Consider the following 15,129-nt stretch of genomic DNA (forward strand, 5'->3'; position numbering starts at 1 on the left):
AAACCAATCAGGGGGGCAGACATGTCCATGTTCAGCCTGGCGGGCAAGACCGCCCTTGTTACCGGAGCAGGTTCCGGCATTGGGCGTGCGTCAGCCCTCCTCTTCGCCGAAGCGGGTGCCCGGGTCCTGGCCTGTGACAAATCCGAGGCCGTGGGCGAGACTGTCGAGGCGATTGTCGCGGCTGGCGGCGAGGCGCGCGCACGTGTGATGGATGCCGGTGTCGAGGCTGATGTAATCGACGCCATTGCCGAGGCTGTTGAGGCTTTTGGCAGGCTTGACGTCATCTACGCCAATGCCGGGATTACGGGCGGGTTGCCCGGGTTTTTCGACACAACTGTCGAAACCTGGGCGGAGGTGCTCCGTGTCAATCTGATCGGACCATTTCTCGCAATCAAGCATGGCGCGCCGGCGCTGATGAAGTCCGGTGGCGGTTCAATCATCTGTACCGCATCAGTCGCCGGGTTGCGCTATGGCGCCGGTCCGGTCGCCTACTCCGCGTCCAAGGCCGGGGTGATCAATCTGGTTCAGCACGCCTGCCAGAGCCTGGTCGGGTCAGGCATACGCGTGAACGCGATCTGCCCGGGTCTGACCGAAACCGGAATGACGAAGCCACTTTATGACCATGCCCGTGCCGCGGGGAAGGAGGGCCGGATCGGTCAGCTCAATCCGCTCCAGCGTGGCGGCTTGCCGGAGGAGATTGCGGCGACGGCACTCTTCCTCGCATCGCCGGCATCCAGCTATGTCGATGGACAGGCAATCGCGGTTGATGGCGGATTGTCGGCTTCACACCCGGTCGCGCCCTCGACCCAGTTGGCGGCTCATGCCGCCCTCGACGCCCTCAAGGATGATTGATGTCCCTTCCGCAAATCCTCGCCAATGCCCGCGCCGGAGGCGGCGAATTGACGGCGCAAATCCCTGACACCTGGATGCAGGGTCGAACCGCTTATGGCGGGCTGACCGCGGCGATAGCCCTCGAGGCGGCGCTTCGCTCCCAGCCGGATTTGCCGCCCCTGCGGTCGACGCAGATTGCCTTTGTTGGGCCCCTGTCCGGAGAAGTCACGGTCAAGACCGAGTTGTTGCGTCGCGGTCGGACCGCAGCCTTCATCGAGGCGAATGTCTATGGTGATGGCAAGCTCGGGCTAAAGGCGCTCTTCGTCTTCATGATCGGGCTGGAGTCCAGCATCGATTACGCGGAGACGACGAGACCTGAGGTCCCGGACTTTGCCGAGGCTGCACCGGCCAGGGCCAATCCCGATCCGAAATTCTTCACCAATAACCTGATCTATCGTCACGGCCTGCCAATCGAGCACCGCCACACGCCTGACTTCTTGCGGTGGGTTCGCCTGAAGGAGCGCGACGGGCTCCACCCGATGGTGGAATTGATGGCAATCGGCGACGCGCTGCCACCGGCAGCCATGGCGCTGTTTGAAAAACCGGGCCCAATCAGCTCGATGAGCTGGCAGATCAATCTGCTCAATGCCGAGCCGGTCACCACGGATGGCTGGTGGCTCAGCCGTTCGACGGCGGATCTGGCGCGGCATGGCTCGTCGAGTCAGATCATGCAGGTCTGGAATGCCGACCGCGAGCTCGTCATCACCGGCATGCAGAGCGTGGCGATCTTCGTCTGAGCCAATCGACGAACGGGGCAAGTCCCGCCGCGCCCGCTATTCAGGTCTTGTCTGCCTCGAACAGGGCTTTCAGGTCGGTTTTCACGATCTTTCCATTGGCGTTGCGCGGCAGCGTCCCTTCCACGAACAGGATGCGGACCGGTGTCTTGAAGATGGCGAGGCGTTCGCGAACCCAGGCTTTGAGCTCGTCTTCACTGGCATTCTCCCCGGGGGCGAGATGAATGACGGCGGCCGGCTCCTCGCCAAGTGTGCGGTGTGGCAAGCCGATCAGGGCAGCATCGGTGACGGCGGGGTGCTCATAGAGGATATTCTCGACCTCGGTCGAATAGATGTTCTCTCCGCCCCGAATGATCATGTCCTTGGCGCGATCGACGATGAAGCAGAAGCCCTCTTCGTCCATGCGGGCCAGATCGCCGGTGCGGATCCACCCGTTGATGAAGGTCTCGGCCGTTGCCTCCGGATTATTCCAGTAGCCGGCAACGATCTGAGGGCCGCGGGCCCATAATTCACCGACCTCGCCGACCGGTAATTCGCAGCTGCCATCAGGCGACATGATCTTGATATCCGATACGGCCACGGGCGGACCGCAACTGTCCGGTCGGTTGAGATAGTCCTCCGACGAGTGGCTCGTCACGGTGGCAGAGGTCTCGGTCATGCCCCAGCCATTGCCCGGCAGGGCGCCGAAAACCGTCTTGATCTTGCGGACCAGGTCCGGGGCCGAGGGCGCGCCACCATAGGCGATCGCCTCGAGAGAGGAGAGGTCGTATTTCTCGCGATCGGGATGTTCGATCAGCTGCCAGGCGATGGTTGGCACGCCGCCTGTCGTATTGACCTTCTCCCGTTCGATGATCTGGAAGGCCTGGACGACATCCCATCTGGGCATGAAGACCATGCTGTGGCCGGCGAAGATCGCTCCCATCAGGCCGGCATTGCAGGCAGTGACATGGAAAAGCGGGATCACGGTCAGCATGACTTTCGGTGTCGGCGCCGGAGGAGCCTCTCCACGCCTGAGGCAGGCCCGTGCTGCTGCATAAGCGGACGACAGGATATTGGTCAGGATATTGCGATGGGTGCCCAGTGCCCCCTTGGGATTGCCGGTCGTGCCACTGGTGTAGAAAATTGTGGCGGGATCGTCCGGCTCGATCCTGACGATTGGGAGGTCGCCATCGGGAAGACCGGCATATCGATCCGGTGTGCCGATCAGGTCTTCGAGCCGACGCGCCGGGTTTTCCGGTGCGCTGTCGCCGCGGCTGACCAGAATGTGCGCGAGGTCCGGCAGCATATCGACCTCCGGAGCGATGCGGGCCCAGCGCTCGGCGTCGCAGATCAGGGCCTTGGCACCGGAGTTGGTGAGGCCATAGCCGAGTTCCGCCCCCGTCCACCAGGCATTGAGGGGAACGATGATCGCTCCCAGACTCGTGACGGCAAAGAAAGCGATCGGCCATTCCGGCAGGTTTCGCATGGCGAGGCCGACCCGGTCGCCCTTGCCAATGCCCATGGCGGCGAGCTCGGCAGCGAGGGCGCGCGTGGCCCGGAACCAGGCCTCATAGCTGACGCGCTCGTCGTTGTGGATCGTGAAGGTCTGGTCGCCGTGGCCTCGCGCGTGGCGGGCCAGTTCGGCAAGACTGCCGAGGGCATGTTTCCAGGTCCGCGTTTCGACGCCGCGAATGGTGACGGTGTCCATCGCGAACTTGGCGTCAGGTGCACACAGAAGCGCATTCGCCTGTTCCAGCGTGCAGGCCGGCCAGTCGGCTGGCGCAGGCAGATCGTCCGCCCCTGGGGCCGCTGTGTCCTGATTTTCCATCCCCAACAAAATCCTGTTTCGGGTTTGCTGCCATATTTGCTAGATCGACGATAGTGTCGAACGATATTTATCACAAGAGCTGCCCATCCCGCCCTAGCGCGGTCTGTGCTTGTCGACTATATCGAAGGCAGGGTATGTAGCGTTGTCAGCGCGTTGCGGACTGGTTTCATACCGTGAAACACGCCACTGGAACGCCCCGAAGTGGGCGGTAAAACAGGAGAACGGGATGTCGGTTGTCACAACGCGCCAGGACGGGGACGTTCTCGTCGTCACCGCGAACAATCCGCCGGTCAATGCACTGGGTCAGGCCGTCCGAGCCGGGCTTGCCGAGGCAATGGAGAAGGCTGCCGCGGATGACTCGATCAAGGCGGTGGTGATTACGTGTGAGGGTCGGACTTTCTTCGCCGGCGCTGATATCACCGAGTTCGGCAAGCCGCCGGTCGGTCCGTCCCTTCCCGAGGTGATCGATACGATCGAGGCGAGCAAGAAGCCGGTGGTCGCGGCCATTCACGGCACCGCACTGGGTGGTGGTCTCGAAGTCGCGCTGGGCTGCCATTACCGGATCGCGGTCGCATCCGCCAAGCTCGGCCTGCCCGAAGTGAAACTTGGTCTTTTGCCGGGCGCCGGCGGAACGCAGCGCCTTCCGCGAGTGGTCGGCGTCGAGGCGGCCCTGCCCATGATCGTCAAGGGTGACCCAATTCCCGCCGCTGCGGCTGAGCGTATCGGTCTTGTCGACAAGCTTGTGGCCGATGATCAACTGGCAGAGAGCGGTGTGGCTTTCGCGAAGCGTGTGACCGGGTCGGACAGCCATCCGGTCTCCAGCGCGCGCGCCGACAAGATCGAGTCGGGTTTGGGCGACGAGTTCTTCGACAATTTCCGCAAGACCGAGATGCGCCGTCTCAAGGGATTTGAAGCGCCGGAAGCCTGTATCCAGGCTGTCCGGGCGGCAGCCGAGATGCCGTTCGCGGACGGCGTCAAAAAAGAGCGTGAGCTCTTTGGCAAGCTGGTGACCGGGACCCAGTCCCGGGCCTTGCGCCATGTCTTCTTTGCCGAGCGCGCGGCTAGCAAGATCGATGACATTCCGGCCGAGACGCCGGTTTTACCGATCAATCGCGTCGGCATTCTGGGCGCGGGCACGATGGGCGGCGGCATCGCCATGAATTTCCTGTCGGCCGGTATTCCGGTGACCCTTCTCGAGCGCGAACAGGAAGCGCTCGATCGTGGTGTGTCCATTATTCGCAAGAATTATGAGCGCTCCGCCGCACGCGGCAAGTTCACAGCCGAACAGGTCGAGCAATGTATGGGTCGCCTGACCCCGACGCTCGAGATGGAGGATCTGGCGAATAGCGATCTGGTGATCGAGGCGGTGTTCGAGAATATGGATGTGAAGAAAGAGGTCTTCACCAAGCTGGACGCGATCGTGAAGTCGGGCGCTATTCTCGCTTCCAATACTTCCTATCTGAATGTCGACGAGATGGCGGCAGTCACCACCCGGCCTGACCATGTGCTGGGCCTGCACTTCTTCTCCCCCGCCAATGTCATGCGCTTGCTGGAGATTGTGCGCGCCGCGAAGACTGCCCCGGCGGTGCTGAAAACGGCGATGGCATTGTCCAAGAAGATCGGCAAGGTCGCAGTGGTTTCCGGAGTCTGTCACGGCTTTATCGGCAACCGTATGCTGTCCCCGCGTCAGCAGGCGGCCAATGCCATGCTGATGCAGGGCATCAAGCCCTGGGACGTCGACAATTCGCTGACCGATTTCGGCATGCCGATGGGGCCGTTCCAGATGGCCGACCTGGCTGGCCTGGATCTCGGCTGGAGCCGGGAGACCTCCAACAGCGAAACCATTCGCGATGTCCTGTGCGAGCGTGATCGTCGTGGTCAGAAGACGGGCAAGGGCTTCTATGACTATGATGAAAACCGTCGCCGGACGCCGTCCGCCGAGGTCGAGGAAATCATAGCCGGCTTTGTCGCCAAGGCCGGCGAAACGCCGCAATCCCATTCAGCCGAGGAAATTCGCAATCGTCTGCTCTTCCCGATGGTGAATGAAGGCGCGAAAATACTCGCGGAAGGCATGGCCCAGCGTGCTTCGGACATCGATACCGTCTGGATCAATGGCTATGGTTGGCCAGCCTATACAGGCGGGCCGATGTTCTGGGCGGATATGATTGGTCTCGACGTTGTCGTCGAAGGACTGAAAAGCTTTGGGTACGAGGTTTCGCCCTATCTCGCTGACAAAGCGGCCAAGGGTGATCGGTTCAACGGCTAGGACCGGCAGCACCAACACGCTGACAGGGGCGGGCCCTATTCCTTTCCGGGACCGCTCCATCCTTTCCGGCGCAATTCGGCCTTCACGGCCTCAGTGTGTTCGCCGAGGCCGGGCGCGCGCGTTGTCGCGCCTGTCTCGCTGTCTGACATGCGGATCGGCGAGCGCAGACCGGGGATGCCTTCCGACTGGATCTTCAGGCCACGGGCCTGGACTTGTGGATCCTGGAAGGCCTCGCCGATTGTATTGATCGGGCCGGCAGGGACACCATTGGTTTCAAGCATCGCCAGCGCGTCCTCGCGTGACATGAGGATGAGCTTGTCCGCCATCACGGCGGCGAGGTCTGCCCGGTTGCCGACGCGCTGGGCATTGGTCTTGTTGGTCTCGCGAATGGCCGCGTCAAGCTCCAGGGCCCGGCTCAACCGGTCGAACTGGCTGTCATTGCCGCAGGCGATGATGATGTGCCCGTTCGAACAGGCAAACTCCTGGTAGGGTACGATGGAGGGGTGGGCATTGCCGATACGGCGGGGCGGCGTGCCCGTGGCAAAATAGTTCATTGCCTGATTGCCCAACACGCCGATCATCGAATCGAGCAACGCCATGTCGATGAATTGCCCGCGCCCTGTGCGCTCCCGCTGCGCGAGCGCAGCCTGAATGGCGATCGTGGCATACAGGCCGGTGAAGACATCGGCGAAGGCGACGCCGAGGCGCTGGGGCGGGCCATCGGCCTCGCCGGTGATGTCCATTACGCCGCTCATGGCCTGGATGGCGAGGTCATAACCGGCCCGATGAGCATAGGGACCGGTCTGGCCAAATCCTGTAACCGAGCAATAAACCAGACGCGGGTGCTCGGCGACGAGACTGGCATGGTCGAGCCCGAATTTCTCCAGCCCGCCAACCTTGAAATTCTCGACCACGACATCGGCGTCGGCGATGAGCGCGCGAACGAAGTCGAGATCCTCCGCCTTTCGGAAGTCTGCGGTGACCGAGCGTTTGCCGCGATTGCAGGAATGGTAATAGGCCGCCGATCGCCCGCTTTCATGATCGATCCAGGGCGGGCCCCAGCTGCGGGTGTCGTCGCCGGCCGGGCTTTCCACCTTGATCACGTCGGCGCCGAGATCAGCGAGGGTCTGTCCAACCCAGGGGCCGGCCAGGATGCGGGCGAGCTCGACCACTTTCAGGCCGGCCAGCGCGCGATCCGGCGCGGACCTCATTGCGTGATTTCGCCGGTATCGAGGAAGGGCGCAGCATCGAGCCCTTCGGCGTCCATCAGCTCGGCAATTCTTTGCAGTGAGGCAATCAGCATATTCTGTTCCCAGGGCTGCAATTCGCGAAAGGAGCGCAGGAAGCCTGCCTGGAGAAGCTCCGGGGCATTCTCACCGGCCGCGCGACCAGTGTCGGTCAATCGGGCCATAACCACGCGCTTGTCTGTGTCGCTCTTCACGCGTTCCACCAGTCCGGCCTGGGTCAAACGATCAAGGATCGAGGTGATGGTCGCCTGGCTGAGCGACACGGCTCGCGCAATGGCGCTGGGCGATAAATCCCCCTGTTTACTGAGTGTATGGATCACGACCAGCTGCGGGGCGGTAAGCCCGGTTGCTTTGACCAGCCGTTTGGATTGCAGATCAATGGCGCGGGTAATGCGCCGGAGGGCCACAAGGATTTCGTCGTGATCGCTCATGTGCGTCGCCTGTTTCGTTCTGCCTTTTGATTTATCGCTAGCCTTGCCGCATTCCAACAGGTTTGCGCGGGTCGCGTGCAATTCATCTGTTTCGATCTCGAAGAAGCAAAGCCGGCCACGTTGAGAGCAAAATGAAACCGGATTTCGATGTGTCCTGTCGCATTCTTGTAACGGTAGATGTTTTTCCTTGTTTATTCAGAGATTTAAAATTTTCCAGAAGCGAGTCCCGTGCTGATCGGTCTTTCGAGCTGAAAGTTTCAACTCAAAGCATGCTGGCCAGCGCGTACCGGAATCTCTACACAGCCCTTCAACCGTAACGCCACAAGGGACTGTCACCACGTCATGCTGAAGCAACGGGCACTTTCTACAACCATTCTAACCGCCGCGACCTTGTCGATTGCCGGAGCTGGCCTCGCCGCCGCTCAGGTCGACGTCGTTACTGTGACCGCCACCAAGCGCGAACAGAGCACCCAGGACATTCCTCTCGCCGTCAACGCGATGAATGAGGAAACGCTGGACGAGCTCGGCGTCGATGTGTTCACCGACTACCTGCAGCAGCTGCCAGGCGTCACCGCCGGTGGCTCCGGCCCGGGTCAGGCCACGATCTATATCCGCGGCCTCGCCTCCACGACTCCGAACCTGACCACGGCCGGTGTGGCTGGTCTGGCGCCGAACGTCGCGCTCTATCTCGATGAGCAGCCGGTATCCCAGCCGGGTCGTAACCTGGATGTCTATGCCGCCGACCTGGCGCGCGTCGAAGTTCTTCCCGGGCCTCAGGGCACGCTCTACGGGGCGTCCTCGCAGGCCGGCACGGTCCGCCTGATCACCAACCGTCCGGACCCGTCCGGCTTCTCCGCTTCGTCGAATTTCGCGGTCTCCTTCACCGAAGGCGGCGAGATGTCCAACAAGGTTGAAGCTGTCGTCAACATGCCGGTGGCCGACAATTTCGCCATCCGTGGCGTGGTCTATGTCGACCAGCAGGGCGGCTATATCGACAATGTGCCGGGTACCCGGAGTGCGAGAGAATCAGCACGTTTCCGTCCTGCCGGCACGATGCGTGACAATGGCGTTCCGGTCAGCGCAACGCGCGCCGGCTTCCAGTCCACGGCGGATCTGACCGGTGTCACTTTCCTCGACGCCAACAATTCCGACCTGTTGGAAAAGGATTTCAACGACACGACCTATTCCGGTTTCCGTCTCAGCGCCCTGTATGACTTCAATGCGGACTGGTCCCTGACCGTCATGCACATGCAGCAGCAGCTGGACTCCGAAGGCGTGTTCTTCATGGACCCGACCCTCGATGATCTGGAAATCCAGCGCTTCGAGGAAGATGAGCTGGACGACTATTTCCACAATACCAGCTGGACGCTGGAAGGCCGCCTCGGCGCCCTGGAAATGGTCTATACCGGCGCCTATACGGATCGGAATACCGATCAGCGCGTCGATTATTCCGATTATCTCTTCGTCGGCCAGTATCTGCCTTACTATATCTGTGATGGCTCGGTGTCCTATCCGGGCGGGGCCCCGACCGGAACGTGTCAGGCGCCGAACCTGTTCGTCCAGTCGGACACGCGCACCAAGGTGTTCACCCAGGAATTGCGTTTCAATACGCCGGAAGATCGCCGCATCCGCGCCACCTTCGGCGGTTTCTACTCCGATATGGAAGTGGCCGAGCGCAATGACTTCACCTATCCGGGTTCGGTCAATGCGATCTCCTTTGACGGTGTGACCACTGGCTTCGCTCCGAACTACCCGCTGACCAATACCGCGGTGACGGGTCAAGTCGGTGCGGCCTCGCCGGGCTATTTCTCCGACGCGGGTCCTTTCCCGGCCGGCGTCATCTTCCGGAATGATGTCCTGCGCACCGACGAGCAGTATGGCCTCTTTGGTGAGACGACCTTTGATCTGACCGACCAGTTCTCGATCACGCTGGGCGCTCGCTACTACGACATCGAAGTTGATCTTGTGGGCAGCGCGAACGGCTCCTTCTTCAACTTCGGTCAGACCGATGATGCTCAGGTCTTCGGGACCAATATCTCGACTCTCTACGCGCCGAACAATCCATTCGGCAATCCCGATGTTGCGGCAACGGATGGTTTCATTTTCAAGGGTACGCTGGAATGGCGCCCGACCGACGGCGCGCTCTTCTACGCGACCGTTTCGGAAGGTTTCCGCCCGGGTCTCCTGAACCGTCCGGGCGGCGCTGCCGGCCCCGGTGGCTACACCGTGCCGTTTGCCCTCGATACGGATGAGGTGGTCAATTACGAGTTCGGCTGGAAAACCGACCTCTTTGACAATCAGGTCCGTTTCAACGGTAACGCCTTCATGGTCGAGATCGAGAATCTGCAAACGACGATTTTCGACCCGTCCATCACCAACCTCTTCTTCTCGGATAATGCTGCCAATGCGGAAATTCGCGGTCTTGAGGGTGAAGTGACCTGGGCTCCGGCCGATATTCAGGGCCTGACCGTTGTCGGTGCGTTCTCGTTGCTCGACACCGAAATCACGGAAGTCCTGACCCCGACCACTGATGTGTTGGTCGGCTCCGAGCTTGCATTCGCACCGAGCTACCAGGCCAATGTCCGCGCCCGCTACGAGTGGTCTTTGGACAATGGCTTGATGGCCCATGTGATGCCGCAGGTGACGATCACCGATGACAGCGTTTCCGACGTCATCGAGATCAACAAGGCGGACGTCGAAGGCTATGCCTCGATGAACTTCACCACGGGTCTGACAGGTGAGAGCTGGTCGGTTGAATTGTTTGCCAACAATCTCACTAATGAGCGCGGTGAAATCTCGAACAACTTTGTCAATGACCGCGAGCGCGTGACGATTATCCGCCCGCGTACGATCGGCGTGCGCGTCGGGGTGCAGTACTAGGCCCTGACATGCCGCTGGCCTGAGGCCACAATGGAAAGCGTCCCCCTCGAGGGACGCTTTCTGTTTTTTGCAAGACCGGTGGAGACCCCTGCGTGTCGGAAGAGACGGACATCCATGTCCAGGCGCTGACCACAGCGCAAAAGCAAATGTATGAAAGCCGTTTCGATGCGGCTCTGGAGACCTTGCAGCCGGTTCTGGATGCGTCGCCGGACCATACTGATGCCCTGTACATGCTGGCGGTCTGCGCCCGTTATCTCAAACGTCATGATGAGGCCCGTGCGGCCCTCGACCGGATCAAGCGCACCGCGCCGGATTTTGGCCGCGCTTTCCAGGAGGAGGGTCATCTCCTGCGGGTGCTCGGCGAGACGGACCGGGCCCTGATCGCCTTCCAGCGCGCGTGTCGATTCAATCCGGCCCTGGTCGCCAGTTGGCAGGCGCAGGCCGAGCTTCACCAGGCGGCGGGTCGTCCGGCAGAAGCCCGCAACGCGACGGCCCAGGCCGAGCGGATCAGCGCCTTGCCGCGTGAGCTGGTTTCGGTCACGCACCTCCTGCATGAAGGCAAACTGCTCAAGGCGGAGAAGCTCTGCCGGGCTTTCCTTCAGAAAAACCCGCACCATGTCGAAGCCATGCGGCTCCTTGCCGAGCTGGGCAATCGTTTCGGCATCCTCGAGGACGCCGATTTCCTGCTTGAGAGCGCGATCGAATTCGAGCCGGACAATACGCAATTGCGGTTGGACCATATCCAGGTCCTGCGCAAGCGCCAGAAATTCACTGCCGCGCTGGATCAGGCTCGCTACCTCTTCGAGGCTGATCCCGATAATCCGATTTTCAAATCGCACTATGCGATCGAATGCATGCAGACCGGCAGCTATGACGAAGCGCTGGCCTTGTTCGATGAAATTCTATCGGTCTTGCCTGAGGATCCGGCGACTTTGACCTCGCGTGGTCATGCGCTCAAGACACTCGGACGCCAGGACGAGGCGATTGCCAGCTACCGGGCCGCCTTTGCCGCCAAACCTGACCATGGTGATGCCTGGTACGGGCTGGCCAACCTCAAGACCTACCGCTTCACGGATGATGAGATCGCCCGCATGCAGGGACTCGAGGCGGGCACCGAGCTGGCTTTCCAGGACCGGGTTCATCTCAGTTTTGCGCTCGCCAAGGCCTCTGAGGATCGCAACAAGATCGCTGATGCTTTCGCCTTCTACGACAAGGGCAATACGCTGAAGCGCGTTCAGACCCGCTACACGACCGAGCAGATGGAAGAGGAGTTGCGAGCCCAGGCGGAGATCTGTGATGCAGCCCTGTTCGAAGCCCAGGCCGGGAAGGGCTGCGAAGATCCGGACCCGATCTTCATCGTTGGCCTGCCGCGCGCCGGCTCTACCCTGCTGGAGCAAATTCTGGCCTCTCACAGTCAGGTCGACGGCACGCTGGAATTGCCGAATATCCTTGCCCTCTCGCATCGCCTTCGGGGTCGACAGCGGCTGAGCGACAAGACCCGGTATCCACGCATCCTCCACGAACTGAGCGAAGACCAGCTTGCGGCGCTGGGCCGGGACTATCTCGACAATACCCGCATCCACCGCGCCGGCGCGCCGCGTTTCACCGACAAGATGCCCAATAATTTCCGGCATATCGGCCTGATCAAATTGATCCTGCCCAATGCCCGGATCATTGATGCCCGCCGTAACCCGATGGCCTGCTGTTTCTCTGGCTTCAAGCAATTATTCGCGGAAGGCCAGGAGTTCACCTATGGCCTTGAAGAGATCGGGCATTACTATCGAAATTATGTCGCGCTGATGGATCATTGGGATCGGGTCCTGCCCGGTCAGGTCCTGCGTGTGAACTACGAAGAGGTTGTTGCCGATCTTGACGGACAGGTGCGGCGACTTCTCGATTTCTGTGACCTGCCGTTCGAGCAGGCTTGTCTCGACTTCCATGCCACCGAGCGCGCGGTGCGAACCGCAAGTTCGGAGCAGGTGCGTCAGCCGATCTTCGACAGCGGCGTCGCGCAATGGAAGAAATTCGAACCCCATCTCGACCCGCTCAAAAAGGCTTTGGGTGACGAGATACTGGCCAAGGCCAACCCCATGCCGGCCGTGTAAGGAAGATCATGCCCCGACGCCATTACAAGACCGATTACGAGACCGGACAGGACAATGTGTCCCTGCTCGGGCTTGATGTGCACAATCCAGTCTTCTTTGTCTCTGCGGTCGCCATGATCGCATTCGTCGCGTGCGCGGTTCTCCTACCCGAGATGATGTCCGCGGCGATGATTGCTTCGCGCGACTGGGTTCTGGCGACCTTTGACTGGTTCTTCGTGCTCGGCGTGAATTTCGTCTTCCTCTTCTGCCTGGTCGTGATGGTATCGCCCCTCGGCCGTTTGCGCATCGGCGGGACCGACGCCAAGCCTGACTTCTCGACGAAATCCTGGCTTGCCATGTTGTTTTCGGCGGGGATTGGAATCGGTCTGATGTTCTGGGGGGCTGCGGAGCCGTTAGCCTATCATACGAACTGGTTCGGCACGCCGCTCGGGGTCGAGGCCGGGTCAGAGGAATCTGCCCGCTTGGCGCTCAGTGCCACCATGTTCCATTGGGGTCTCAACGCCTGGTCCATATATGCAGTGCTGGGACTGGCGCTGGCTTACTTTACCTTCTCAAAAGGTTTGCCGCTCACCGTCCGGTCCGCTTTCTATCCGCTCCTCGGCGACCGAATTTGGGGGTGGCCGGGACACCTGATCGATTTTCTGGCGGTGATCGCGACCCTGTTCGGCCTGGCCACATCACTCGGCCTGGGTGCGCAACAGGTGGCGAGCGGGCTGGATTTCCTGTTCGGCATCGATCCGGGCATCATGACTCAAATCGTTGTTATCGCCTGTATTACTTCGGTCGCGATCATCTCGGTGGTGCGCGGACTCGATGGCGGTGTGAAGGTCCTGTCCAACATCAACATGATCCTGGCCGGCGTGTTCTTGCTCTTCGTCTTCATTGTCGGGCCGACCATGCTGATCGTGACCGGCTTCTGGGACAATACGGTGGCCTATGTCAGTGACTTCCTGCCCTTGTCCAATTGGGTCGGTCGCGAGGATACCGAATGGTTCCACGGCTGGACGATCTTTTACTGGGCCTGGTGGATTTCCTGGTCGCCTTTTGTCGGCATGTTCATCGCCCGCGTGTCCAAGGGGCGAACGGTCCGGGAATTCCTGGTCGCAGTGATTTTCGTTCCCTTCCTGATTACCATCGGCTGGTTTTCGACCTTCGGTGAGACAGCGATCTTCCAGTTCGAGAACGGCATCGGGGAGTTGGCCAACGGCGTCGATGATGTTTCGCTGGTCCTGTTCCAGATGCTGGATCAAATGCCGTTTGCCGCGATCACATCAGGTATCGCGATCGTCCTGGTTTTCGTGTTCTTCGTGACCTCTTCGGACTCGGGTTCCCTGGTGATCGACTCCATAACCGCGGGCGGCAAGCTGCATGCTCCAGTCCCGCAACGCATTTTCTGGGCGCTGATCGAGGGTCTGGTGGCGGCCGTATTGCTCTATGGCGGCGGAGCCCAGGCGCTGCAGGGGTTGCAGGCCGGTGCGATCACCGCAGGCTTGCCCTTTACCGTGGTTCTGCTCGTGTGCTGCTTCAGTTTGTGGAAAGGACTTTGGTCCGATCTGCGTGCCCTCCGGTCGATCGAGTCCGCCGCGGCCACATCAGCAAAAACCAGCGAGGCCGAGGCCTGAGGCTGGCAGCAGGCCTTTCGCCCGCCGCGTCGGCATGATCGAGGCGGCGGGAGGTGGAGGAGTGAGCGCCTGACAAGGCTTTCGTTTGCGAGTTTGGCGCCGTTCAGTGGGCCGGTTTTCGGGTTCGGTCCGCCACCCGTCGCTGTGACAGTCGGGCAAACGTCTGGTTCAGAGCCATTTCAACAGGCGGAAAACCCAGATCTGGACCGCGCTTATCGCGGTCAAAATGGCGAGGAAGATCCAGAAAGCGCTGGGCAGGTCCGCACCGGGTATCCCGCCGACATTGATCCCCAGAAGGCCGGTCAGAAAGCCGAGCGGCAGGAAGATCGCCGCGATCAGCGACAGGACGTACAGATTCTTGTTCATCCGGTCGGCCAGCGCATTGGCCAGCTCGTCCTTGACGATCTGGGCCCGTTCCCGAATGGCGTCGAGATCTTCCAGATAGCGGGTAATGCGATCCAGGTTTTCCTGCAGGCGCCGTCGGTGGGCCGTGGACAGCCAGCCGAGCTCTGATGTCCTCAGATAGGCGATCACATCACGCTGGGGTGCGAAATAGCGACGGAAGATGATGGCTTGCTTGCGCAGTGCCGTGATGGCTTGTCTTTCAGAGGTGGACGGGTCTTCCATCACTCGCTCCTCGATCTCGTCGAGACGCTCATGCAGCTCGGTCATCACCGGCTCCATACGCTCGAAAAGGCGGGCCGAGAGGAGACCTATGAAATCGCCGGAATCCTTGGGGCCATTGCCCGAGGCGAGCCGGTCCTGGATATCCTTCACCGCCTTGAGCGGGCGTCGTTGCACGGAGACGACGCGATGCGGATCAACCCAGAGCCGGATCGAGACCATGTCTTCCGGCTGGGCGTCGGCATTCAGATTGACCCCGCGCAGGATCATCATGGCACCCTGCTCGAACTCGAGCAGGCGCGGCCGCGTTTCTTCGGCCAGCAGGGCATCAATGATCAGCGGGTCGAGATAGTGGAGCTCGCGCTCGATCCATTTGCGCGACGTGTCATGACCGGCATCCAGATGCACCCAGGCGAGGGCTTCACCCTGAATCTCGTGAGCGACGGCGTCGCCGCGCAATTGATGGGCGTTGCCATCGCCCGTGATCGAGGCGGCGTAAAGAATTTCGGCGCCATCCGTCAT

The 15,129-nt window shown here is 61.0% G+C and carries 10 protein-coding genes; 6 read left to right on the forward strand and 4 right to left on the reverse strand.

What is annotated here, in order from left to right:
• Positions 1-27: 27 nt before the first annotated feature.
• Together JXQ94_RS00330 and JXQ94_RS00335 are read left to right on the forward strand one after the other, a co-directional pair.
• The gene (locus JXQ94_RS00330) at positions 28-852 is read left to right on the forward strand and encodes an SDR family NAD(P)-dependent oxidoreductase (protein WP_421922661.1); all 825 of its coding nucleotides are present in this window, start codon (positions 28-30) and stop codon (positions 850-852) included.
• On the forward strand, positions 852-1,628 hold the full coding sequence (locus JXQ94_RS00335) for a thioesterase family protein (protein ID WP_421921844.1): 777 nt from the start codon (positions 852-854) through the stop codon (positions 1,626-1,628). Before JXQ94_RS00330 ends, JXQ94_RS00335 begins: the two co-directional genes overlap by 1 nt.
• 40 nt (positions 1,629-1,668) lie before the next feature.
• Here the strand turns inward: JXQ94_RS00335 and JXQ94_RS00340 are convergent, their stop codons facing one another.
• Positions 1,669-3,432, reverse strand: coding sequence for a class I adenylate-forming enzyme family protein (locus JXQ94_RS00340; RefSeq protein ID WP_421921845.1), 1,764 nt, complete (start codon positions 3,430-3,432; stop codon positions 1,669-1,671).
• Positions 3,433-3,658: 226 nt separating this feature from the next.
• On the opposite strand from JXQ94_RS00340, the gene JXQ94_RS00345 reads away from it, so the two are divergent.
• The gene (locus JXQ94_RS00345) at positions 3,659-5,698 is read left to right on the forward strand and encodes a 3-hydroxyacyl-CoA dehydrogenase NAD-binding domain-containing protein (protein WP_421921846.1); all 2,040 of its coding nucleotides are present in this window, start codon (positions 3,659-3,661) and stop codon (positions 5,696-5,698) included.
• A gap of 35 nt (positions 5,699-5,733) precedes the next feature.
• On the opposite strand, the gene JXQ94_RS00350 is transcribed toward JXQ94_RS00345, so the two are convergent.
• Positions 5,734-6,909, reverse strand: a complete 1,176-nt coding sequence (locus tag JXQ94_RS00350; protein ID WP_421921847.1) for a CaiB/BaiF CoA transferase family protein — start codon at positions 6,907-6,909, stop codon at positions 5,734-5,736.
• A complete protein-coding gene (locus JXQ94_RS00355; protein WP_421921848.1) occupies positions 6,906-7,376 on the reverse strand; it encodes a MarR family winged helix-turn-helix transcriptional regulator in 471 nt (156 codons plus the stop codon). Before JXQ94_RS00355 ends, JXQ94_RS00350 begins: the two co-directional genes overlap by 4 nt.
• 342 nt (positions 7,377-7,718) lie before the next feature.
• Between JXQ94_RS00355 and JXQ94_RS00360 the strand changes: the two genes are divergently transcribed.
• The 3 genes from JXQ94_RS00360 to JXQ94_RS00370 all read left to right on the forward strand — a co-directional run bounded on the left by JXQ94_RS00360 (position 7,719) and on the right by JXQ94_RS00370 (position 13,983).
• Positions 7,719-10,256 carry a TonB-dependent receptor gene (locus tag JXQ94_RS00360; RefSeq protein WP_421921849.1) on the forward strand — a complete coding sequence of 846 codons (2,538 nt, stop codon included), beginning with the start codon at positions 7,719-7,721 and terminating at the stop codon, positions 10,254-10,256.
• 146 nt (positions 10,257-10,402) lie between these two features.
• Positions 10,403-12,361: a tetratricopeptide repeat-containing sulfotransferase family protein gene (locus JXQ94_RS00365; protein WP_421922662.1), complete on the forward strand. Its 1,959-nt coding sequence runs from the start codon at positions 10,403-10,405 to the stop codon at positions 12,359-12,361.
• Positions 12,362-12,369: 8 nt separating this feature from the next.
• Complete coding sequence (locus tag JXQ94_RS00370; protein WP_421921850.1) at positions 12,370-13,983, forward strand: BCCT family transporter; 1,614 nt, start codon at positions 12,370-12,372, stop codon at positions 13,981-13,983.
• A gap of 168 nt (positions 13,984-14,151) precedes the next feature.
• Here JXQ94_RS00370 and JXQ94_RS00375 read toward each other — a convergent pair whose 3' ends face one another.
• Positions 14,152-15,129 (reverse strand): zinc transporter ZntB, encoded by a 978-nt coding sequence (locus JXQ94_RS00375; protein ID WP_421921851.1) that lies wholly within the window; start codon positions 15,127-15,129, stop codon positions 14,152-14,154.

Origin of the sequence: Maricaulis maris (assembly GCF_049116555.1) — a bacterium.
Lineage (GTDB): Bacteria > Pseudomonadota > Alphaproteobacteria > Caulobacterales > Maricaulaceae > Maricaulis > Maricaulis maris_C.

Bases quoted from the DNA above. Each gene is read 5' to 3' on its own strand.
- JXQ94_RS00375 (WP_421921851.1), bottom strand. From the start codon at position 15,129: ATGACGGATGGCGCCGAAATTCTTTACGCCGCCTCGATCACGGGCGAT.
- JXQ94_RS00370 (WP_421921850.1), top strand. From the start codon at position 12,370: ATGCCCCGACGCCATTACAAGACCGATTACGAGACCGGACAGGACAAT.
- JXQ94_RS00330 (WP_421922661.1), top strand. From the start codon at position 28: ATGTTCAGCCTGGCGGGCAAGACCGCCCTTGTTACCGGAGCAGGTTCC.
- JXQ94_RS00340 (WP_421921845.1), bottom strand. From the start codon at position 3,432: ATGGAAAATCAGGACACAGCGGCCCCAGGGGCGGACGATCTGCCTGCG.
- JXQ94_RS00365 (WP_421922662.1), top strand. From the start codon at position 10,403: ATGTATGAAAGCCGTTTCGATGCGGCTCTGGAGACCTTGCAGCCGGTT.
- JXQ94_RS00345 (WP_421921846.1), top strand. From the start codon at position 3,659: ATGTCGGTTGTCACAACGCGCCAGGACGGGGACGTTCTCGTCGTCACC.
- JXQ94_RS00355 (WP_421921848.1), bottom strand. From the start codon at position 7,376: ATGAGCGATCACGACGAAATCCTTGTGGCCCTCCGGCGCATTACCCGC.
- JXQ94_RS00335 (WP_421921844.1), top strand. From the start codon at position 852: ATGTCCCTTCCGCAAATCCTCGCCAATGCCCGCGCCGGAGGCGGCGAA.
- JXQ94_RS00350 (WP_421921847.1), bottom strand. From the start codon at position 6,909: ATGAGGTCCGCGCCGGATCGCGCGCTGGCCGGCCTGAAAGTGGTCGAG.
- JXQ94_RS00360 (WP_421921849.1), top strand. From the start codon at position 7,719: ATGCTGAAGCAACGGGCACTTTCTACAACCATTCTAACCGCCGCGACC.